The sequence below is a fragment of the Brevundimonas vesicularis genome (genome assembly GCF_027886425.1).
Classification (GTDB): Bacteria; Pseudomonadota; Alphaproteobacteria; order Caulobacterales; family Caulobacteraceae; genus Brevundimonas; species Brevundimonas vesicularis_C.
This window is the reverse complement of the sequence record NZ_CP115671.1, coordinates 187262-208294: the sequence shown is the minus strand read 5'-3', so window position 1 is coordinate 208294 and position 21033 is coordinate 187262. Positions and strand designations below refer to the sequence as shown.

The window sequence follows — 21033 nt, the reverse complement described above, 5'->3', positions numbered from 1 at the left end:
ACGCCCTCGGCTCAGGCCGGGGGCGTTTTTTCTTGTGCCTGCGACCAATTTCCTACCAAATTGCCCCGTTTCGGTCATGACCCGTCAGGAAACGACGCCTATATGACGGGCGCGCCCCTCACGGAGATGTGTCCGTCGGGGCCCAGGGATTGCGAAACGATGGCGGACGATGCCGGTCGGCTGAACCAGGTCTTTGCCGAGACCTCATTCCTCTACGGGTCCAATGCGGCCTATGTTGAGGAGCTTCAGGAGAAGTGGGCGAAAGACCCCGGCTCCGTTTCCGCCGAATGGAAAGCCTTCTTCGACCAGCTGCGCGACAACGCCGCCCTGGTGACCGCCTCGGCCGGCGCCGGCAGCTGGGGCCGCGGCGTGGCGACCGAGCCGACGGAGGAGACCGGCGTCTTCGACGGCCGTTGGCCGGCCCCGAAGCCTGATCCCAAAAAGCCCGGTGCTGCGCCGGCTGCTGCGCCCAACGCCGCGTCCGCCGACGTCTCGGCCGATGCGATCCGCGCCGCCGCCCACGATTCCATCCGCGCCCTGATGCTGATCCGCAGCTATCGCGTGCGCGGCCACCTGCAGGCCAAGCTGGACCCGCTGGGTATCGAACAGCCGGTCGAGAACCCCGAGCTGACGCCCGAGTTCTACGGCTTCACCGGCGCCGATCTGGACCGCCCGATCTTCCTGGACGGCGTGCTTGGTCTTCAAACCGGCACGATCCGCGAAGTGCTGGAGATCCTGAAGCGCACCTACTGCGGCAACGTTGGCATCCAGTTCATGCACATTGCTGAACCGGAAGAGAAATCCTGGCTCCAGCAGCGGTTCGAGGGCGCCGACAAGTTCGAGCAGAATGCCTTCTCCAAGGAAGGCAAGCTGGCCATCCTGTCCAAGCTGGTCGAGGCCGAAGGCTTCGAACGCTTCCTGCACAAGCGCTTCCCCGGCACCAAGCGGTTCGGTCTGGACGGCGGCGAGGCCATGGTCCCGGCGCTGGAGCAGGTCATCAAGCGCGGCGGTTCGCTGGGCGTCGACGAGGTCGTGCTGGGCATGGCGCACCGCGGGCGCCTGAACGTGCTCGCCGCCGTGATGGGCAAGCCCTACAAGGTCATCTTCCACGAGTTCCAGGGCGGCTCGGCCGTGCCGAGCGACATCGAGGGCTCGGGCGACGTCAAATATCACATGGGCGCCTCGTCGAACCGCGAGTTCGATGGCAACCACGTCCACCTGTCGCTGACCGCCAACCCGTCTCACCTCGAGATCGTCAACCCGGTCGTGCTGGGCAAGGCGCGCGCGAAACAGGCGTTCGACATTCGCGAGGCCAACGAGGGCGTGCCCGAGGGCCAGTGGGCGCTGGACCGTTCCAAGGTCGTGCCGCTGCTGATCCATGGCGACGCCGCCTTCGCCGGCCAGGGCGTGGTCGCGGAATGCTTCGCCCTGATGGGACTGAAGGGCTACCGCACCGGCGGCACGCTGCACTTCGTCATCAACAACCAGATCGGCTTCACCACCAGCCCGCGCAACTCGCGCTCGTCGCCCTATCCGTCGGATGTGGCCCTGATGGTCCAGGCGCCGATCTTCCACGTGAACGGCGACGACCCCGAGGCGGTCGTCTTCGCGTCCAAGGTGGCCACCGAATACCGCCAGAAGTTCCACAAGGACGTGGTGGTGGACATGTTCTGCTACCGCCGCTTCGGCCACAATGAAGGCGACGACCCCACCTTCACCCAGCCGCTGATGTATTCAAAGATCCGCGCCCAGCCCTCGACCCGCGAACTGTATTCGCAGCGTCTGGTGGCCGAAGGCGTGATCAGCCAGGCCGAAGTGGACGCCGAGGTCGAGCGGTTCGAGAAATTCCTCGACGAGCAGTTCGAGGCCGGCAAGACCTGGTCCGCCGAGAAGGCCGATTGGCTGGATGGCCAGTGGCAGGGCTTCCAGTCGCCCAAGGACGAGCTGCGCGGCGACACCGCCGTGCCGCTGGCCAAGCTGACCGACCTGGGCCACCGCCTGACCACGATCCCCAACAGCGTCGACATGCACAAGACGCTGAAGCGCGTCATCGACGGTCGCCGCGAAGCCATCACCTCGGGCCAGGGCCTGGACTGGGCCACGGCCGAGAGCCTGGCGTTCGCCTCGCTGGTCGATGAAGGTTTCCCGATCCGTCTGTCGGGTCAGGATTCGGTGCGCGGCACCTTCTCGCAGCGTCACTCGGGCATCATCGATCAGACGACCGAAGAGCGCTACATCCCGCTGAACAACCTGCGCGAAGGTCAGGCCAATTTCGAAGTCATCGACTCGGCCCTGTCCGAAGAAGCGGTGCTGGGCTTCGAGTACGGCTACTCGCTGGCCGACCCCAATACGCTGGTCATGTGGGAGGCCCAATTCGGCGACTTCGTGAACGGCGCCCAGGTGGTGATCGACCAGTTCATCTCTTCGGGCGAGCGCAAGTGGCTGCGCATGAGCGGCCTGACCATGCTGCTGCCGCACGGCTATGAAGGCCAGGGACCGGAACACTCCTCGGCCCGTCTTGAGCGCTTCCTGCAACAGTGCGCCGAAGACAATATGCAGGTCGCCAACTGCACCACCCCGGCCAACTACTTCCACATCCTGCGTCGCCAGATGCACCGGCCGTTCCGCAAGCCGCTAATCCTGATGACGCCCAAGTCGCTGCTGCGTCACAAGAAGGCGGTCTCGTCTATGGCGGACCTGGCGGAGGGCTCGGCCTTCCACCGCGTCCTGCACGACGACGCCCAGACGCGGCCCGAGATCGCCGGCATCACGATCAAGGCGGACAAGGACATCCGCCGTGTCATCCTGTGTTCGGGCAAGGTTTATTACGACCTGCTAGACGCGCGCGAGAAGAAGGCCAAGGACGGCCAGGCGGTGGACGATGTCTACATCCTGCGTCTGGAGCAGTTCTATCCGTGGCCGATCCAGTCGCTGCGCAAGGAACTGGCCCGCTTCCCCAACGCCGAACTGGTCTGGTGCCAGGAAGAGCCGAAGAACATGGGCGGCTGGACCTTCGTGGATCCGTGGCTGGAGCTGACGCTGGACAAGCTCGACGTGAAGGCCAAGCGCGCCCGCTACGTCGGCCGTCCCGGCTCGGCCTCGACCGCCGCCGGTCTGATGAGCCGGCACCTGAAGGAACTCGAAGCCTTCACGACCGAAGCCTTCGCCTGATACACGTATAAAAGACCGACTAGAGACGAGCTGGACCTGACATGGCCGACATCCTGACCCCCGCCCTCGGTGAATCCGTCACCGAAGCCACCATCGCAAAGTGGACCAAGAAGGTCGGTGATCCGGTCAAGAAGGACGAACTGCTGGTCGAGCTGGAGACCGACAAGGTCTCGCTGGAAGTCGTCTCGCCCGCCGACGGCGTGCTGGGCGACATCAAGGCTGCCGAGGGCGACAACGTCGTTCCCGGCACGGTCCTGGGTTCGGTGACGGAAGGCGCGTCCGCCGCCGCCGCTCCGGCCGCTGCGCCGGCAAAAGCCGCCAAGGCTGACGCCAAGGTCGCGCCGGCCGCCGCTGCTTCGGCCGCGGCCGCCGCGATCGACATCACCGTGCCGGTCATGGGCGAGAGCGTCGCCGAGGGCTCGATGGGCAAGTGGGTCAAGAAGAACGGCGACACGGTCAAGAAGGACGAACTGCTGGTCGAGATCGAGACCGACAAGGTCGCGGTCGAGGTGTCGGCCCCGGCTGACGGCGTTCTGACCATCGCCGCCGACGAAGGCGCGACCGTCACTCCGGGCCAGAAGATCGGCTCAATCTCAGGGTCGGGCTCGGGTTCGGGCGCCGCCGCATCGGCTCCCGCCGCCGCTCCGGCCCCTGCCGCCGCGCCCGCCAACACCGGCTCGGCCCAGATTTCGGGCGCCAAGAACGAAACCCTGTCGCCCGCCGTCCAGCGCGTGGTCGGCGAGAACAATCTGGATCCCAAGGCCATCAATGCCACGGGACCGAAGGGCAACATCACCAAGGCCGACGCCATCGCCGCCATCGGCCAGGCCTCGGCTCCGGCCCCTGCCGCCGCCGCAGCGCCGGCCGCCCCGCGCGCCGACCAGCCGCGCGAAGAGCGGGTGAAGATGACGCGCCTGCGTCAGACCATCGCCCGTCGCCTGAAGGAATCACAGAACACGGCCGCCCAGCTGACCACCTTCAATGAGGTGGACATGACCAACGTCATGGCCCTGCGCGCCCAGTACAAGGACGTGTTCGAAAAGCGTCACGGCGTGAAGCTGGGCTTCATGTCCTTCTTCACCAAGGCCGTCGTCGCGGCCCTGCATGAGATCCCGGCCGTCAACGCCGAGATCGACGGCACCGACATCATCTACAAGAACCACTACGACATCGGCGTCGCCGTCGGCACCGACAAGGGTCTGGTGGTTCCGGTCCTGCGCGACGCCGACACGCTGTCGCTCGCCGGCATCGAAAAGGGCATCGGCGCCCTGGGCAAGGCCGCACGTGACGGCTCGCTGACCATGGATCAGATGCAGGGCGGCACCTTCACCATCACCAACGGCGGCACCTATGGCTCGCTGATGTCGACGCCGATCCTGAACGCGCCGCAGTCGGGCATCCTGGGCATGCACAATATCGTCCAGCGCCCGATGGCCATCAACGGCGAGGTCAAGATCCGCCCGATGATGTATCTGGCCCTCAGCTACGATCACCGCATCGTGGACGGCAAGGAAGCCGTGACCTTCCTGGTCCGGGTCAAGGAACTGCTGGAAGATCCGGCGCGGGCCCTGCTCGACCTCTGATTTCCTGAAAGGCGGCGATGATCTCGCCGCCTTTTTCTTTGCTGCGAGGCGCGACCATGCTGACCCTCTACGCCGCGACCGGATCCTGCAGCCGGGCCAGCCATATTGCGCTGGAAGAGTCGGGGCTCGCCTATGAGGTGCGGTTGGTCGACTTCGCCAAGGCCGAGCAACGTGAGCCGGCCTATCTGGCGATCAATCCCAAGGGGCGCGTTCCTGCGCTCGCGACCGATCAGGGCGTCCTGACCGAGAGCCCGGCCATTCTGGCGCACATCGCCGCCTTGTCGCCGCCCGGCCTGTTGGCGCCGACCGATCCTTTCGCCTTTGCGCGGATGCAGTCGTTCAACCTCTATCTGGCCACCACCGTCCACGTCGCCCACGCCCACGGTCGCCGCGCCGCGCGCTGGAGCGACGACGCCGCCGCCCAGGCGTCGATGGCGGCCAAGGTCACGCAGAACATGCGCGACGGCTTTGCGTTGATCGAGGCGGACCTGACCGGCGAATGGGCGATGGGCGACGCCTATACGGTCGCGGACCCCTATCTGTTCACCTTCGCCGGCTGGCTGGAAAGCGATGGCGTGGACATCGCCTCATTCCCGCGCGTCCAGGCGCATTTCGAGCGCATGAAGGCGCGTCCGGCGGTCCAGCGCGCGCTGGCCGCCAAAGCTTAGCGGGCGCGCTCGCAGACCAACGGTTGTGTCTAATTTGCGCCGGTCGTTAACGATCCGAATCGGCGTCGCATTTTCCCTGATTACAACCACAGAAAATGGCGCCTTATTTCAGACATGGAGTGGGCGGCGCGCGCGATAGGGATGTTCTACGTCTTGGGTGGACTGATGCTTTTGTATCAGGCCTGGCTCAACTGGCGTCTGCAACGGGCCTTGTCCGGCGTCATCGCCGTTCCCGCAGACGATCAGATCGCAGACGGCGTGATCGCCCTGGGCGGTGTGGTGGTCCTGATGTCGGGCGTCGCGCTGGCGGCGCTCAGCGCCTGGGCCGTGGTCGCCTTCCTCGCCGGTTGGGCGATCCAGGCCGCCTATCTACTGTGGGTCAACCGCGCCGATCTCGACAGCCCGCTGGCCAGCGGCCGGCTGAAGTCGGTGCATGCCTTCGCCGCCTATACCGCCGTCACTGGCGTGGTGCTGTGGCTGCCACTGACCGGCGTCCTGGGCTGATCAACCGAACTCGGCTTCCAGGTCGGCCAGACGCGCCGCCTGGTCCTCGGCGATCAGGGCGTTCAGCAGCGGATCGATGTCGCCTTCCATGATCTGGGGCAGGCTGTGCAGGGTCAGGTTGATGCGGTGATCGCTGACCCGCCCTTGCGGATAGTTGTAGGTGCGGATCCGTTCAGACCGGTCGCCCGACCCGACCTGGGACTTGCGGCTGTCCGAGCGGGCCAGATCCTTGGCCTGGCGCTGCATGTCGTACAGCCGCACGCGCAGGTTCTTCATCGCCTTGTCGCGGTTGACGTGCTGGGACTTCTCCGACGACGTCACCATGATGCCGGTAGGCAGGTGGGTGATGCGCACGGCGGAATCGGTCGTGTTGACGTGCTGCCCGCCCGAACCCGACGCGCGGAAGGTGTCGATGCGGATGTCCTTGTCGTGGATTTCGATCTCGACGTCCTCGACCTCGGGCAGGACCGCCACCGTCGCCGCGGAGGTGTGGATGCGCCCCTGCGACTCGGTCGTCGGCACGCGCTGCACCCGGTGAACGCCGCTCTCGAACTTCAGCCGGCCGAATACGCCTTCGCCCGTCACCGTGGCGATGATTTCCTTATAGCCGCCGGCGTCGCCCTCGGTCGCCGAGTCCAGCTCGATCCGCCAGCCGCGCGTGGAGGCGTAGCGCGAATACATGCGGAACAGGTCGCCCGCGAACAGGGCCGCCTCGTCCCCGCCGGTGCCGGCGCGCACTTCCAGCACGGCCGAGGCGTTCTCGTCGGCGTCGCGCGGGGCTAGCAGCAGGGCGACCTCGCGTTCCAGCTCGGGCAGCCGGACGGTCAGCGCCCGCAGCTCTTCCTCGGCCATCGCCGCCATTTCCGGATCGGCCGTCATGGCTTCCAGGTCCGCCATTTCGGCGCGGGCGCGCGCCAGGCCCTGAACCGCATCGACGACAGGCTTCAGCTCGGCGTGCTCTTTGGACAGCCGCACGATCTCGGCGCCGTCGGTCGCCGAACCCATGCGCGCCTCCACCTCGTGGAAACGGTCGAGCACCTGATCGAGACGGGCCTGGGGCAGTCGCAAGAGGGAAATGTCCTGAGAAAAAGCGGAGCGCCGTCCTTACCCGCCGGGGGGGCTCGTGTCGATTGCAGCCGTGTCGGGGCGTGGGGCAGCGCCGGCGCCGCGCTTGTGATCGGCGATGACAACCGGGTCACGATGGCGTCAGTCGCGGTGACGCAATCGGCTCAAAGCCATTAGTTGAGATCGAACAACCGTAAGGAGGACGCCATGTTCGATCGCCCGCCCCCGTCGCAGCCGGACGCCGCCGAAGTCGCCGAAAGCGTCGATCGGCTGTGCCGCCAGTACGACAGCCGTCTGGCCGAGACCGGCGGCGACCTGTCGCCCGCGGACGCGCGCGAACTGAGGGCCATGGCCGCCATCTATGATCTGGACACCGACCGCCCCTCGACCGAAATCTGGCGCGACCTTCGCGCCGTGGTCACGCGTCAGGCGCCGATTGACGCCACGGCGCCGGCCGAGATCGAGGCCTTGACCCTGCTGGTGGTCGAGGACGATTCCGACGCCGCCGCCTCCCTGACCGAACTGCTGACCGAGGCGGGCCACAATGTCGTCGGCCCGTTCCACAGCGCCGCCGCCGCCGAGGCCGCCGCTGCGCTGCACAGCGTCGATGCGGCGCTGCTGGACATCAATCTGTCAGGCGAGATGACCGGGGTGGAACTGGCCCGCGTCCTGACCGACCGCTGGGCCGTGCGGGTCATCTTCATTTCCGGCGATGTGGCCGCCGCCGCGAAGAATGCGGACATGGCCGAGGCCCTGGTGCTGAAACCCTATAACGGCGCGCAGATTCTGGAGGCGGTGGCGCGGCTCGCCTGAGGGGTGGGGTCCGGCCCTCGCAGCTTGCGTCTGGGGCTCAGGCGGGCGATCACGGATCATGCTGTCGAACCGGTCCCGCTACGCCCTGCGCGCCATGGTGCATCTGGCCAGTCTGCCGGACGGCGGTCCTGCGACCATCGCCGAGATCGCCGAGGCGGCGGCTGCTCCGCGAAAGTTCCTGGAGGCCATCCTGCTGGATCTGCGCCGTCAGGGTCTGCTGGCCTCGAAGCGGGGCAGGGCGGGCGGCTATGCGCTGGGCGCGCCCGCCGACGCCATCAGCTTCGCCGACGTGATCCGCGCGCTGGAAGGCCCGCTGGCCCTTGCGCCTTGCGCCTCGCGCACCGCCTACGGCCCGTGCGAGACCTGCCCGGATGTCGAGACCTGTCCGTTGCAGCCCGTGCTTCAGGACGGGCGCGACGCCATCGCCGCCGTCTTCGAGGCGCGAACCCTTCTGCAAGCCACCGTCACTTCTTCTCCTATTGACCGACTAGGGAAATAGCCCGCACCGTTCGCCCCTGTTTCAGAGGACGCCATGCAAGATTTCCTGCTCTTCCTCGCCGTCGGTTTTCTGGCCCAGATCGTGGATGGGGCGCTGGGCATGGCCTATGGCGTGATCTCCTCGACCGTCCTGCTGTCGTTCGGCGTGCCGCCCGCGACGGCGTCGGCCAGCGTCCACGCCGCGGAGGTCTTCACCACGGCGGCGTCGGCCGGGTCCCATACCTTCAACAAGAACGTGAACTGGAAGCTGTTCGTGCCGCTGGCCCTCGGCGGCGTCGTCGGCGGCGGCTTCGGCGCCTTCGTCCTGACCAGCATCGACGGCGATCTGCTGAAGCCCTTCATCACCACCTATCTGGCCATCATGGGCGTCGTGATCATCTGGCGCGCCACGCGTCAGACGCGCGAGCGGATCTTCCCGCGCAAGTTCGCCGGCCCTCTGGGTCTGGTCGGCGGCTTCTTCGACGCCATCGGCGGCGGCGGTTGGGGACCTACGGTCACCACAACCCTGGTCGGCACGGGTCAGGATCCGCGCGTCTCGATCGGCACCACCAATACGGCGGAGTTCTTCGTCACCTCCGCCATTTCCGCCACCTTCCTGGTCGCCCTGCTGACCGGACATTGGCAGGAGGCCGAGGGCTTCTCGACCCACGCCATGGCGGTGCTGGGCCTGATCATAGGCGGCCTGATCGCCGCCCCCTTCGCCGGCGTCATCGCCCGCATCGCCCCGCGCCGCGCCCTGACCTACGGCGTCGGCGCCGTTGTGCTGCTCTCGGCCGGCTATCAGGCCCTGCGGCTGTTCAAGGTGATCTGAAACGCAAAACGGCGGCGGGTTCGCACCCGCCGCCGATCCAACTTCGACTTTGATTTCCGAATACCGCCGGCATCGCCACCCTGCATAAGCGGCTTCCGCAGCCTACTCCGCCGCCTGAAGCTCCGCCGCGCGTGCGGCGTCCAGTTCGGCGGCCTTCTGTTCAACCAGGTCGACGATGTGGTCGATCATGCCGTCGTTGGCCTGTTTATGGGCGATCTTGCCGTTCAGATAGATCATGCCTGCGCCCTTGCCGCCGCCGGTAAAGCCGATGTCGGTATAGAGAGCCTCGCCCGGTCCGTTCACGACGCAGCCGATCACCGACAGGCTCATCGGCGTCGAGATATGGGCCAGCTTCTCTTCCAGCACCGCCACCGTCTCGATGACGTTGAAGCCCTGACGCGCGCAGGACGGGCAGGCGATGATGTTGACGCCACGGTGGCGCAGGCCCAGCGACTTCAGGATGTCGAAGCCGACCTTGATCTCCTCGACCGGATCGGCGGCCAACGAGACGCGGATGGTGTCGCCGATCCCGGCCCACAGCATCGACCCCAGGCCGATGGCGGACTTGATGGTGCCGGTGCGCAACGGCCCGGCCTCCGTCACGCCCAGGTGCAGGGGGCAGTCGATCGCCTCGGCCAACTGTTGATAGGCGGCGACGGTCAGGAAGGGGTCGGACGCCTTCACCGAGATCTTGAACTCGTGGAAGTCGTGGTCCTGCAGGATGCGGGCGTGGTTCAGCGCGCTCTCGACCATGGCGTCGGGGCAGGGCTCGCCGTATTTTTCCAGCAGTTCCTTTTCCAGCGAACCGGCGTTGACGCCGATCCGCATTGAACAGCCATTGTCCTTGGCCGCTTGGATCACGTCGCGGACGCGGTCGGCCGAACCGATGTTGCCCGGGTTGATGCGCAGGCAGGCGGCGCCCGCCTCGGCGGCCTCGATGCCGCGCTTGTAGTGGAAGTGGATGTCGGCGACCAAGGGAACCTTGGCCTCGCGCACGATGGTCCTGAAGGCGGCGGTCGATTCCACGTCGGGGCAGGAGACGCGCACGATGTCGGCGCCGGCCTCTTCCAACTGACGGATCTGGTCGATGGTCGCCGCCGCGTCCGTCGTCGGCGTATTGGTCATCGACTGTACGCTGATCGGGGCGTCGCCGCCCACCAGGACGGAGCCGACGCGGATCTGGCGGCTCTTGCGACGCTCGATGTGGCGCCAGGGTCGGACGTGGGTGTGGTCGCTCATGGGAGCATCATATAGGCCGATGATGACGGCGGGACCACGGCCGACGTGTCAGTTCGGCGCAGGGGCGGGTGAAGAGGGCGCCGGCGCGGGGGAAGGCGTCGCCCCTGGCGTCGAGGCCGCCTGTGTCCGGGCCTGGGCGGCCTGAGCCTGAGCCTGAGCGCGCGCCTGGCTGGCGGCCAGCGCCTTGGCCGCCTGGTCGGCGCGGCTGTTCAGCTGGGCCAGCGGCGTCAGCACGCCGGCCAGGGGTCCGCCGTATTCGCCGTTCAGGAAGACGTCGAAGGCGGCCGGGTCGGACACATCCACCGTCGCCGCCACGCCGATGGGCGCGCGCCATGCCTCGCCCGGCGCCATCTGACGCGCGAACAGGGCCTGACCGTCGCCCAGCCGAACGACCAGGGCGCCGGCCGTCTTGGCTTGGATCACCACCATCGAGGCGTTGGCCGAGGCACCATAGACGGCCCCGCGCGGGTTGAACGCCTTCTGCACCGGCTCCGGATTGGCGGCGGCGGCGATCACGGCCGGATCGGTCGGATCGACCCCGGTGAGTTCGGCTTCCAATCCCGGGGTGATGTAGAGGGCCGGCGTCGTCTGGTCGGGCGGGGCGGACATGGGCGCGCTGAGCGCGACCTGCGGATCGGGATCGGCGGCCCCGGTCCAGGTCTTTGGCACGGCGGCGATATCGGACGGATGGGCGGTCTGATGCAGGCTGGCGCGCTGGAACACGTTCCAGCCGATGACGGCGACCACCACGGCGGCGATGCCGGCGACGATGCGCGGCGAATGGCGTTTCACGTCCTCGAAGGCGATGCCGATGGGCGCCTTCAGCGGCACGGAGGTGTCGGGGCTCTCGCGCTTGAATCGCTCGACGGCCGTCTGTTCGTCCAGCGCCAGGGCCGAGGCGTAGGCCCGCACATAACCCAGGGCGAAGACGCGCGAGGGCAGGGACGACCAGTCGTTCTGCTCCAGGGCGGTCAGGAACCGGCGATGCACCTTGGTTTCGGCGGCCAGCTCGGCCGGCGACTTGCCCGACCGCTCTCGGGCGGCCCGAAAGCCGTCGCCCAGGGTCGCGGCGTCGACGAAGGCGGCCGTCGGATCCGGCCGGTCCGCAATGCTTTCGATCGCCTCGGGGGCGACCCCCGCATTCAGCGTCATGACGCCTGACCCCATGTCCGGGAAACACAGCGCAGACGCGCCGTTCACAGGGCCCGAGATAGACGATTGCGCGCCGACCAGCAACGCCGCCCGTGCGTCCAGACGGCTTCGATCAGACCGCGACGTTCAGCTTGCGCGCCAGGGATTCGATCTCGTTACGAACCGAGCCGGTGGACAGGTTCAGCAGATTGGCCATGCCGCGCCGGGCCGCATTCAGGTCCGCCGACAGGATCATCCGCTTGACCGGCCCGACACCGCCCGCCGGCGCCGACAGTCGGGTGAAGCCCAGCACGATCAGGGCGAAGGCCTCCAGCGGCCGTCCCGCCAGTTCGCCGCAGATCGAGACCGGCGTGCCGGTGTCGGCGCAGGCCTTCTGGATGGTCTGGAGCGCCCGCAGGGTCGGCGGCGAAAGCGGGTCGTAGCGATCCGACACCAGCGGATTGGTCCGGTCGGCCGCGTACATGTATTGGAACAGGTCGTTGGTGCCGATGGAGACGAAATCCGTCAGCGGCAACAGGGCGTCCAGATGCCACAACAGGGACGGGCATTCGACCATCGCCCCGACGCGCAGCAGGGCGGGCAAGGCGCGCCCGCGACGCCGCGCCCAGGCGCATTCGATATCCACCAGCTCGCGCGCGGCCCGGAACTCGTCCACCGTGGCGATCATCGGGAACATGACGCGCAGCTCGCGCCCGGCCCCCGCCGCCAGCAACGCCCGAAGCTGCATTCGCAGCAGCGACGGCCGATCCAGGCCCAAACGGATGGCGCGGCGGCCCAGCGCGGGGTTCTCTTCGCGCTCGGCCTCCAGATAGGGCAGGACCTTGTCGCCGCCGATATCCAGGGTGCGGAAGGTGACGGGTTTGTCGCCCGCTGCGTCCAGCACCAGCTTGTAGAGCGCCGTCTGGGCGTCCAGCCGGGGCAGTTCGTCCGAGACCATGAACTGGAACTCGGTGCGGAACAGGCCGATGCCCTCGGCGCCCGTCTCGATCATGTTTTCCAGATCGACCGCTAGGCCGGCATTGGTCAGGACCGTGATCCGCTGACCGTCCAGGGTCACGGCCGGCACGTCGCGCAGCTGGGCGAACTCGGCCTGGCGCTGTTCGCGCACGGCCATGCGCGACTGCACCGCCTCCAGCATATCGGGGCGGGGGCGCAAATAGGTCTCGCCGGTCTCGCCGTCGGCGATGACCATATCGCCTTCCGACAGCCGGTCGCGCAGGCCCATCAGACGGCCGACGCACGGAATCTGCAGCGCGCGCGCGACGATGGCGGCGTGGCTGGCGGCAGAGCCCTCTTCCAGCAACAGCCCCTTCAGCTTGTCGCGCGGATATTCCAGCAGGTCGGCCGGGCCCAGGTTCCGCGCCACCAGTATGGCGTCGTCGGGCAGTTCGCGCTCGCCCGGCTTGTCGCCCGCCAGCACCCGCAACAGGCGGTTGGCCAGATCCTCGAAGTCGTGCAGCCGCTCGCGGATATAGGGGTCGCGCGCCTGGGCGAAGCGGGCGCGGTGTTCGTTCCTGACCCGGTCCACCGCCGCCTCGGCCGTCAGACCGTTCCTCACCGCCTCCTCCAGCGACCGGTTCCAGCCCCGGTCGTCGGCGAACATCCGATAGGTTTCCAGCACCTCGAACGACGGACCGGCCAGGCCCTGGCCCTTGTCCAGCATGACGTCCAGGCCGCTCTTCAGCGTGGCCAGCGCCAGCTTCAGCCGCGCCTCCTCCATCGCCGGGTCGTCCGAAAGCAACTTCTCGGGCGCCAGCGGCGCCTCGTGCAGAACCACATGGCCGAAAGCCAGGCCGTCGGCGAACTTCTGGCCCTTCAGCCGCTCGGGCCGGTGCGGCGCCAGCTCCACGTCGCGCAGCTCGTCCAGCGCCAGTAGTTCGCCGGACGACACGGTTTCGGACAGGACCATGGCGATGGTCTGGATGTCCTCGACCTCTTCCTCGTCATAGCGCCGCTCGGTGCGGTTCTGGACGACCAGGACGCCGATGGCCCGGCCGCCGCGCAGCAGCGGGGCGCCCAGGAAGGCGTGATAGGGGTCTTCGCCCGTCTCGGGACGATAGGAGAAGGACGGGTGTGACGGGGCGTCCGACAGGCTGATGGGCTGGGCCATCCGCGCCACTTCGCCGACCAGGCCCTCGCCGGGCCGCAGCCGGGTGTTGTGCACGGCGTCGGGGTTCAGACCCTCGGTGGCGAACAGTTCGAGCTCGCCCGACGCGCGGCGCAGATAGATAGAGCAGACTTCGGCGACCATCGACCGGGCGATGATCTTGACGACCATGTTCAGCCGGTCCTGCGCCGGCGTCGCGCCCGCGCCGGCCCCGCCCAGAGCCTCGCGGATCTGGCGCAGGAGGATCCGGGGTCCTCTGGTCATCGCGCCGCCTGCCGGCATCATGTCTCCCGCGCCCCGGCGCCTAGGCGCCTTCTGAAATCACCCTATACCGCGTCCAGCCCATATGCCGAATGCAGGGCGCGAACGGCCAGCTCGGCGTAGGCGGCGTCGATCAGCACGCTGATCTTGATCTCGGAGGTCGAGATCGCCTGGAACTTCACGCCCTTGTCGGCCAGGGCCTTGAACATGGTCTGGGCGACGCCCGCATGGCTGCGCATGCCCACGCCGACGACCGAGACCTTGGCCACGTCCTCGTCGACGCGGATTTCCTCGAAGCCGAGCTGCTCCTTGGCGGCGGTCATCAGGTCGGCCGCGCGCACGGCGTCGCGACGGCCGGTCGTGAAGGTCAGGTTGACCGTTCCGGCGGTGCGCGACTGGCTCTGGACGATCATGTCGACGTTGACGTTGGCCTCGGCTAGGCGCGTGAAGACGTCGGCGGGCGCGTCCACCCGGTCGGACAGGCCCAGCAGGGTGATGCGGGCCTCGTCACGGCTCATGGTCACACCGGACACGATACGTTTTTCCACGATCTCCTCCTCGTCGCAGATCAGGGTTCCACCCTTGTCGGGCATGACGCCATTCGCGTCGGGTTCGATAAAGCTTGAAAGGACGCGGACCGGCACCTGTTTGGCCATGGCCAGCTCGACCGAGCGGGTCTGCAGCACCTTGGCGCCCAGGGACGCCATTTCCAGCATCTCTTCGTAGGACACCTTGGCCAGGCGGCGCGCGCGGCTCTCGATGCGCGGGTCGGTCGTATAGACGCCATCCACGTCGGTATAGATGTCGCAGGGGCAGCCCAGGGCCGCCGCCACGGCGACCGCCGAGGTGTCTGAACCACCGCGCCCCAAGGTCGTGATCTTGCCGTCCGCCGTCACGCCCTGGAAGCCGGGCACGATGGCGATCTCGCCGCCGTCGACGGCGGCGCCCAGTTTTTCGCCAGGAATGTCGATGATGCGGGCGCGGGCGTGGGCGTCGTCGGTCAGGATCGGCACCTGCCAGCCCATCCACGAGCGCGCGTTGAAGCCCATGTTGCGCAGGGTCGCGGCCAGCAGGCCCGAGGTCACCTGTTCGCCCGAGGCGACCACCACGTCATATTCGTCGTCGCTGAGCGGCAGGCCCGCGGCGGCCGGTCCGGCGCCGTCTGTCCAGGCGACCAGTTCGTTGGTCTTGCCCGCCATGGCGGAGACGACGACGGCGACCTGTTTGCCCGCCGAGACTTCGGCCGCGACGATCCGCGCTGCACGGCGAATGCGTTCGAGGTCGCCCATCGAGGTGCCGCCGAACTTCATCACCAGTCGTGTCGTATCGGGCCGCGTCATCGTGGCGTTCCGCCCCCTGCTTGCGTGAAAGGGCGCGAAGGTTCATCCCTCGCGTCATGACCGCTTCTAACGGCGCCGCTCCGTCTCGCCTACCCCAACAGGGGCATGGTTTTTCGCAAAATTCGTCCGAAACGGCGTTCGGCGCATCGATCGACCCCGCCGACGTGGCGCGCTTCTCGGCCCAGGCGGCCGAATGGTGGGATGCGCACGGGCCCTTCGCGCCGCTGCACCGCTTCAACCCGGCCAGGCTGGCGTTGATCCGCGACCAGCTTTGCACGCGGCTGGGCCGCGATCCCAAGGCGCGCGCGCCCTTCGAAGGTCTGACCCTGCTGGACGTGGGATGCGGCGGCGGACTGATCGCCGAGCCGATGCGACGGATGGGCTTTGACGTCACCGCCCTCGACGCCTCGTCCGAAAACATCGGCACCGCCCGCGCGCACGCCGACATGGTCGGTCTGGATATCGCCTATCGCGCCGCCACGGTCGAACAGATCGAGGCGGAAGGGGCGGGGCCGTTCGACGTGGTCCTGACGATGGAGGTGATCGAACACGTCGCCGATCCCGAAAGCTTCGTGCGTGCCTGTTCGCGCCTGGTCCGGTCGGGCGGGGTGATGATGGTCGCCACCCTGAACCGCACGCTGAAGTCGCTGGCCCTGGGCAAGGTGGCGGCGGAATACATCCTGCGCTGGGTTCCGGCCGGCACACACGACTGGCGCCAGTTTCTGAAGCCCGACGAAATCCGCGCGATGCTGGCCGCCGAGCCGGTGGCGGTTGAGGGGCCCTACGGCCTGAACTACGACCCGCTTCACGACCGATGGAGCCAGACCGACGATGCGGGCATCAACTATATGATGGTCGCCACGCGGAGCGCCGCCTGAAATGCAAAAGGCCGCCCCGAAGGACGGCCTTTCTTTCTGATCGAACCTAGTCGCTAGACCTTCGAAGCTCGGCTACGCGTCCAGGCGTAAAGGCCGAACACCGCGACAGCGAAGCCGACGATGCCCGCCAGCATGGCCGGCCAGGCGGAACCGGCCGGCAGCATGGCGAAGGGCGCGTCGTCCCGGGTCGCCACGATGACGCCGGCGGTGAAGACGCCGAACAGGCTTTCGCCGACGATCAGGCCCGAGGCCAGCAGCACGCCCATCCGGCGCGCCACGTCGGCGTAGCGGGTGGACGAGACCGCCTTGTCGTAGATCCAGCCGGCGACGGCGCCGATGACCAGCATGGTGGTGACCGCAGCCGGCAGATAGAAGCCGATGCCGACGGCCAGCGGCGGCAGCTTGACCTTGCCCTTGGTCGCCTTCGACACGACCGCGTCCAGCACGATGATGACCACGCCGATCGCCGCGCCCAGACCGATCAGGTCCCAGCGCAGGTCGCCGCCGATGACGCCGCGCGCCAGGGCCGAGATCAGGGTGGCTTGCGGGGCGGCCAGGGTCTTGGCGCCTTCCACGATGGCGGGCGGGCCGCCTTCGAAGCCGAAGGCCTGGTTCAGCAGGTTCAGGATGAAGGGGATCACCAGAGCGCCGGCGCCGACGCCGACGATCAGCGCCACCTGCTGACGCCACGGCGTGGCCTCGACCAGTTGGCCGGTCTTCAGATCCTGAAGGTTGTCATTGGCGATGACGGCGACGGCGAAGACCACCGCCGTCACGATCAGGGCGAAGGCGATGATCGACGGATCGGCCGGCACGCCGGCGATGGCCATGACGCCCAGCATCAGCAGCGAGGCGATGACGATGGCCAGGATGCCGACGCCCGACACGGGGCTGTTCGACGAGCCGATCAGACCGGCCATATAGCCGCAGATGGCCGCCACAGCGAAGCCGATCAGCACCACATAGACCAGGCCGCCGATCACCAGGAGCGGCGTCGACCCCGTCAGGGCCGGGGCGCTCTGGGCGAACCAGGCCAGGAGGCCGGCTATGCCGACCAGGCAGGCGACCGAAACGCCGCCCACCAGTTTGATGGGCAAATCTTGTTCGGTGCGCTCAAGCACTTCGCCGTGGGCGCGTTTGGCGTTGGCGGCCAGCGCCGAGGTCAGGCCGCCGATCAGCGGACCGGCCAGTTTGATCAGGGTCCAGATGGCGGCGACGCCGATGACGCCCGCGCCCATGAACCGCACCTCGCGCGCCCAGACGGTGGTCGCCAGCTCCTCGGCCGGCGCGCCGGCGGGCAGGGTCGAGGCGATCGACGGAATGCCGTGCGCCGTCAGCCAGGCGATCGTGTCAGGGCTGGTCAGGATCGGCACGGCGATGGCCCAGGCCAGCACCAGGCCGAACAGCTGCGCCAGACCGACCGTCAGGCCGATCAGATGCCCGGCGCCCAGCAGGGCGAACTGCATACCGAAGCCCATGCCCGTCGCCCCGCCGCCCAGCGCGGCCGGCAGCTTGAAGAACTTGGCCGCTTCGCCCGCAAAGACCCGACCCGCGACCAGCAGGGCGTAGCCTGACGACACCACGGCGCCGGCGACCACGACCCACAGCCCCGACTTGTTCTCGCGCACCGCGCTTTCGGTCTGTTCGGCCCCGCGCGAGCCGACCTTCAACACCTCGGCGGCGGCGACGCCTTCGGGGTAGGGCAGGCCGCCGTTGACGACCAGCGCCCGGCGCAGCGGGATCGAGAAGGTCACGCCCAGCACGCCGCCCAGGATGCAGATCGCCACCGACTGCCAGAACGGAAACTCCAGCCACCAGCCGATCATCACCAGGCCCGGCAGGACGAAGATGATCGAACTCATGGCCCCGCCGACCGAGGCCACGGTCTGGACGGTCATATTCTCCCAGATGGTCGAGGTGCGGAACGCCCGCAGCACCGCCATCGAGATCACCGCCGCCGGAATGGCCGAGGCGAAGGTCAGGCCGACCAGCAGGCCCAGATAGGTGTTGGCGGCGGTGAAGATCACCGCCAGCAGGCAGCCCAGCACCAGGGCGCGGAGCGTAAGTTCTAGCCGGCCCTTGGGGGCGGCGGCGGCGTCTGTCATATGCGAAGGTCCCACGTTTGCGCGGACGTAAGCGTATTCTGTCGCAGGCGGCAACTGGTCGCGGTCAGATGCGGGCGCCCCCGCCGCTTGGCCCCGCGAGCCGGACGGGCTAGGACCGGGCCATGCCCGAACTTCCCGAGGTCGAAACCGTCCGACGCGGCCTGACGCCGGTGCTGGAGGGCGCGCGGCTGTCACGGGTCCGGATCAACCGGCTTGACCTGCGATTTCCCTTCCCCGAGCGTTTCGTCGAACGGCTGGAGGGGGCGACGGTCCTGCGGATCGACCGGCGGGCCAAATATCTGCTGATGCCGCTCTCGACCGGCGAGACCTGGATCACCCACCTGGGCATGACCGGCCGCTTCACCCTGGACGGAACCCTGCTGGGCGAGTTCGAGGAGGCCGCGCCCATCGCCGGCAAGCACGAACATTTCAGCGGCTGTGCCATCCGCGATGGGGCGGCGACCCGCATCGGATACGCCGACGCGCGCCGGTTCGGCTTCATGGGCCTGATCTCTAGCGATCAGGTCGAAACCCATCCCTGGTTCGCCGGCTTGGGGCCCGAGCCGCTGGGCAACGGCTTTTCCGGCGCCCATCTGGTCGAGGCCTTCGCGGGCAAGAAGCAGAACATCAAGGTCAGTCTGCTGGACCAGCGGATCGTCGCCGGCCTGGGCAACATCTATGTGTGCGAGGCCCTGTACCGCGCCCGCATCTCGCCCCTGGTCGCGGCCGGATCGGTGTCGAAAGCGCGGCTGGAGCGTCTGTCGACCGAGGTTCGAAACGTCCTGAACGACGCCATCGCGGCGGGCGGCTCGACCCTGCGCGACTTCGCCAACGCCGAGGGCGGCCAAGGTTATTTCCAGCACCGGTTCGACGTCTATGGCCGCGAGGGCGAGCCTTGCCGTGGCGACAAATGCACCGGCGTCGTCGCCCGCATCGTCCAGGGCGGTCGTTCCACCTTCTACTGCCCCTCCTGCCAGAAGAGGTAAGCCCATGAGCGACCGCATATGCCTGTTGCGCGGCGTCAACGTCGGCGGGGTCAAGGTTCCCATGAACGAACTGAAGGCCATCGCTGTCGAGGCCGGTTTCGCCAATCCGCGCACCCTCTTGGCCAGCGGCAATCTGATCGTCGAGAGCGACGCCGAACCGGCCGATGTCGAGGCGCGGCTGGAGCAGGGCATCGCCGCCCATTTCGGACGCCCCATCGAGGTGATCGTGCGCACGCCCGCGCAATGGAAAGCGCTGATGGCCGCCAATCCGTTCGCGGATCAGGCCGGGATCGACGGCTCCAAACTGCTGGTCATGGTGATGAAGGCCGGGATCAAGGATGGGGCGGTGGAGGCCTTGCGTGGTTTCGCGGCGGGGGACGAGCGGGTCGAGCCGGCCGGCGGCGACCTGTTCTTCTGGCACCCCGACGGCCTGGGTCGCTCCAAGATGGCGGAGAAGGCCCAGCCGCGCCTGATCGGCGTCGGCACCGGCCGCAACTGGAACACGGTGCGGAAACTGGCCGCCATGGTCGGGCTGGAGGACTGAAACGATGCGCAAGATCCATCTCTGGATCAGTCTGGTGGTCGGCGTCCTGGTCTGGGGCGCCTATTTCGTCCACTTCGTCCAGGGCTTGCGCGACGGCGACCTCGGCGACCTGATCTGGTGGTTCGTCGCCGCCCTGGTCGTCGCCGCCGTCGCCGAGGCCGCCGCCACCGGCCTGATCGCCCGGCTGTTCCGCCGCCGCGCCCGCGTGCTGGACGAGGGGCCGACGCTTCAGGCGGCGCTGAAGGCGGGTCATGTCGCCCTGATGCTGCTGGTCGGCCTGGTCCTGATCTCGGCGCTGATGCTTGCCCTGTCGTCCGTCTTCGGCTGGACGCTGGACCTGTCGGGCGCGCGGGGCCAGGTGATCGCCGCCAATCTTCTGCTGGGCATGGTGGTCGTGGTCGAACTGGTCCGCGCCGCCCTGACCCTGGCGCTGATGCCTCGACGATAGCGCCTGCGCTAGCGGGCCCCGCCTCGCGCCTGTATGACCGTCGTCAAAGGAGACCGACCATGGCCGACGCCTATTCCAACCTGCTGATCGAACGCCACGCCGACGGCTATGCGGTGGTGACCCTGAACCGGCCCGAGGCGCTGAACGCCCTGAACGCGGCCCTGTTCAAGGATCTGGCCGACTTCCTCGACAGCGTCGAACAGGACGACAGCGTGCGCTGCCTGATCCTGACCGGCTCGGGCGAAAAGGCCTTCGCCGCCGGCGCCGACATCAAGGAGATGGCGGATCAGACCTATGCCCAGATGTACACGGGCAACTATTTCGCCCTCGGCCACGACCGCATCACCCGGTTCAGAAAGCCGATCATCGCCGCGGTCAACGGCTTCGCTCTCGGCGGCGGCTGCGAACTGGCCATGCTGTGCGACTTCATCGTCGCCTCTGACAAGGCGAAGTTCGGCCAGCCTGAGATCAACCTGGGCGTCGCGCCGGGCATCGGCGGCTCCCAGCGCTTGACCCGTCTGGTGGGCAAGTCCAAGGCCATGGACATGGTCCTGACGGCCCGGATGATGGATGCGACGGAGGCCGAACGCGCCGGTCTGGCCTCGCGCGTCTTCCCTCATGAAACCTTGCTGGACGAAACGCGCAAGATCGCCGCCAAGATCGCCTCGCAAAGCCCGCTGGCGGTCATGGCCAACAAGGAGATGGTCAACGCCGCGCTGGAGACGACCCTGACCCAAGGCGTCCAGTTCGAACGTCGCCTGTTCCACTCCCTGTTCGCCTTTGAGGACCAGAAGGAGGGCATGTCCGCCTTCGTCGAAAAGCGCAAACCCGAGTTCAAGGGGCGATAGGTCGCACGCACG

At 67.8% G+C, this 21033-nt stretch carries 18 protein-coding genes; 12 read left to right on the top strand and 6 right to left on the bottom strand.

Annotated features, from left to right (window positions below):
* Positions 1–159: 159 nt before the first annotated feature.
* The 4 genes from PFY01_RS01010 (at position 160) to PFY01_RS00995 (ending at position 5926) form a co-directional block, all read left to right on the top strand.
* On the top strand, positions 160–3171 hold the full coding sequence (locus PFY01_RS01010; RefSeq protein ID WP_271042073.1) for a 2-oxoglutarate dehydrogenase E1 component: 3012 nt from the start codon (positions 160–162) through the stop codon (positions 3169–3171).
* 41 nt (positions 3172–3212) lie between these two features.
* Positions 3213–4754, top strand: a complete 1542-nt coding sequence (odhB, locus tag PFY01_RS01005) for a 2-oxoglutarate dehydrogenase complex dihydrolipoyllysine-residue succinyltransferase (protein ID WP_271042072.1) — start codon at positions 3213–3215, stop codon at positions 4752–4754.
* Between the two features lie 56 nt (positions 4755–4810).
* A complete protein-coding gene (locus PFY01_RS01000; RefSeq protein WP_271042071.1) occupies positions 4811–5422 on the top strand; it encodes a glutathione S-transferase family protein in 612 nt (203 codons plus the stop codon).
* A 165-nt stretch (positions 5423–5587) separates the two neighbouring features.
* Positions 5588–5926: a hypothetical protein gene (locus PFY01_RS00995; protein WP_218015912.1), complete on the top strand. Its 339-nt coding sequence runs from the start codon at positions 5588–5590 to the stop codon at positions 5924–5926.
* Here the strand turns inward: PFY01_RS00995 and prfA are convergent, their stop codons facing one another.
* Positions 5927–6994: a peptide chain release factor 1 gene (prfA, locus tag PFY01_RS00990; protein WP_271042070.1), complete on the bottom strand. Its 1068-nt coding sequence runs from the start codon at positions 6992–6994 to the stop codon at positions 5927–5929.
* Positions 6995–7198: 204 nt separating this feature from the next.
* On the opposite strand from prfA, the gene PFY01_RS00985 reads away from it, so the two are divergent.
* Genes PFY01_RS00985 through PFY01_RS00975 form a run of 3 tightly spaced genes read left to right on the top strand, consistent with a single transcriptional unit; the run spans position 7199 to position 9113 of the window.
* Complete coding sequence (locus PFY01_RS00985) at positions 7199–7804, top strand: response regulator (protein ID WP_271042069.1); 606 nt, start codon at positions 7199–7201, stop codon at positions 7802–7804.
* Positions 7805–7862: 58 nt separating this feature from the next.
* Complete coding sequence (locus tag PFY01_RS00980) at positions 7863–8303, top strand: RrF2 family transcriptional regulator (RefSeq protein ID WP_055754605.1); 441 nt, start codon at positions 7863–7865, stop codon at positions 8301–8303.
* Between the two features lie 33 nt (positions 8304–8336).
* The gene (locus PFY01_RS00975; protein WP_271042068.1) at positions 8337–9113 is read left to right on the top strand and encodes a sulfite exporter TauE/SafE family protein; all 777 of its coding nucleotides are present in this window, start codon (positions 8337–8339) and stop codon (positions 9111–9113) included.
* Between the two features lie 102 nt (positions 9114–9215).
* On the opposite strand, the gene ispG is transcribed toward PFY01_RS00975, so the two are convergent.
* The 4 genes from ispG to PFY01_RS00955 all read right to left on the bottom strand — a co-directional run bounded on the left by ispG (position 9216) and on the right by PFY01_RS00955 (position 15212).
* A complete protein-coding gene (gene ispG / locus PFY01_RS00970) occupies positions 9216–10352 on the bottom strand; it encodes a flavodoxin-dependent (E)-4-hydroxy-3-methylbut-2-enyl-diphosphate synthase (protein ID WP_066553905.1) in 1137 nt (378 codons plus the stop codon).
* Between the two features lie 48 nt (positions 10353–10400).
* Positions 10401–11504 (bottom strand): helix-turn-helix domain-containing protein, encoded by a 1104-nt coding sequence (locus PFY01_RS00965; RefSeq protein ID WP_271042067.1) that lies wholly within the window; start codon positions 11502–11504, stop codon positions 10401–10403.
* A 112-nt stretch (positions 11505–11616) separates the two neighbouring features.
* On the bottom strand, positions 11617–13875 hold the full coding sequence (gene ptsP, locus PFY01_RS00960; RefSeq protein ID WP_420197030.1) for a phosphoenolpyruvate--protein phosphotransferase: 2259 nt from the start codon (positions 13873–13875) through the stop codon (positions 11617–11619).
* A gap of 62 nt (positions 13876–13937) precedes the next feature.
* Positions 13938–15212 (bottom strand): aspartate kinase, encoded by a 1275-nt coding sequence (locus PFY01_RS00955; RefSeq protein WP_271042066.1) that lies wholly within the window; start codon positions 15210–15212, stop codon positions 13938–13940.
* 56 nt (positions 15213–15268) lie between these two features.
* Between PFY01_RS00955 and ubiG the strand changes: the two genes are divergently transcribed.
* Positions 15269–16090, top strand: coding sequence for a bifunctional 2-polyprenyl-6-hydroxyphenol methylase/3-demethylubiquinol 3-O-methyltransferase UbiG (ubiG, locus tag PFY01_RS00950; RefSeq protein ID WP_271042065.1), 822 nt, complete (start codon positions 15269–15271; stop codon positions 16088–16090).
* 53 nt (positions 16091–16143) lie between these two features.
* Here ubiG and PFY01_RS00945 read toward each other — a convergent pair whose 3' ends face one another.
* A complete protein-coding gene (locus PFY01_RS00945) occupies positions 16144–18195 on the bottom strand; it encodes an OPT family oligopeptide transporter (RefSeq protein ID WP_271042064.1) in 2052 nt (683 codons plus the stop codon).
* 122 nt (positions 18196–18317) lie between these two features.
* On the opposite strand from PFY01_RS00945, the gene mutM reads away from it, so the two are divergent.
* Genes mutM through PFY01_RS00925 form a run of 4 tightly spaced genes read left to right on the top strand, consistent with a single transcriptional unit; the run spans position 18318 to position 21021 of the window.
* Positions 18318–19181: a bifunctional DNA-formamidopyrimidine glycosylase/DNA-(apurinic or apyrimidinic site) lyase gene (gene mutM, locus PFY01_RS00940; RefSeq protein ID WP_271042063.1), complete on the top strand. Its 864-nt coding sequence runs from the start codon at positions 18318–18320 to the stop codon at positions 19179–19181.
* 4 nt (positions 19182–19185) lie between these two features.
* Positions 19186–19725 (top strand): DUF1697 domain-containing protein, encoded by a 540-nt coding sequence (locus PFY01_RS00935; RefSeq protein WP_271042062.1) that lies wholly within the window; start codon positions 19186–19188, stop codon positions 19723–19725.
* 4 nt (positions 19726–19729) lie between these two features.
* Positions 19730–20173 carry a hypothetical protein gene (locus PFY01_RS00930; protein ID WP_271042061.1) on the top strand — a complete coding sequence of 148 codons (444 nt, stop codon included), beginning with the start codon at positions 19730–19732 and terminating at the stop codon, positions 20171–20173.
* A gap of 59 nt (positions 20174–20232) precedes the next feature.
* A complete protein-coding gene (locus tag PFY01_RS00925; RefSeq protein ID WP_271042060.1) occupies positions 20233–21021 on the top strand; it encodes an enoyl-CoA hydratase-related protein in 789 nt (262 codons plus the stop codon).
* Positions 21022–21033: the final 12 nt, after the last annotated feature.